This window comes from Corallococcus praedator, from assembly GCF_003612125.1.
GTDB classification, from domain to species: Bacteria; Myxococcota; Myxococcia; order Myxococcales; family Myxococcaceae; genus Corallococcus; species Corallococcus praedator.
In genome coordinates this window covers 1-550 of record NZ_RAWI01000852.1, presented here as the reverse complement: position 1 = coordinate 550, position 550 = coordinate 1, and the positions used below count along the sequence as shown (strand labels likewise).

Sequence of the window (550 nt, the reverse complement as noted above, 5' to 3'; positions counted from 1 at the left end):
GGACGGGGGGCGGCGCTGACGGGAGAGGAGCGTCGGCGGTGGGCGCCGTTCCTCCGGCAGGCGGCCCCGGAGCGGGTGTCGGGGGATGCGCGGCTGCTGACGGCGTTCGCTGTTTCGGATCCGGTGCTTCCACCGCTGGCGCTCCAGGTGCGCATGGCGGGGCCGGAGGGCTGGCGGGTGGGGCTGCTCACGTCACTGACGCGGCGGAGGTTGGGCGCGGTGCACCGGGATGCGCGGACGCGAGCGCTCGTGGCGGAGGCTCCCGGCGTGGCGGTGGTCGTGCCCAAGGTCCACGGGCAGTGGACGGGGACGCGTGCCTCGGTGCTGGTGGGCGCGTACCGGCTGGGGTTCGCACAGCGCCTCACGTTGGACACCACGGGGCTGCCCACGCCGGACGGCTTCCTGCCCGACGATGCCGTGCGAGCGCCTGGAGACGTGGAGCGGTGGTGCTTCCTGGGAGAGGGCGCGTGCACGCCCGAGGAGCGCGCCACGGACGTGACGCCGGACTTCCAATGGGAGGAGGGCTTCCGGGGCGTGGTGGGGACCGTGC

1 pseudogene is annotated in these 550 nt (G+C 75.1%); it reads left to right on the top strand.

Annotated features, from left to right (window positions below):
* A pseudogene (locus D7Y13_RS42120) lies at positions 1-550 on the top strand (hypothetical protein); the annotation flags it as partial.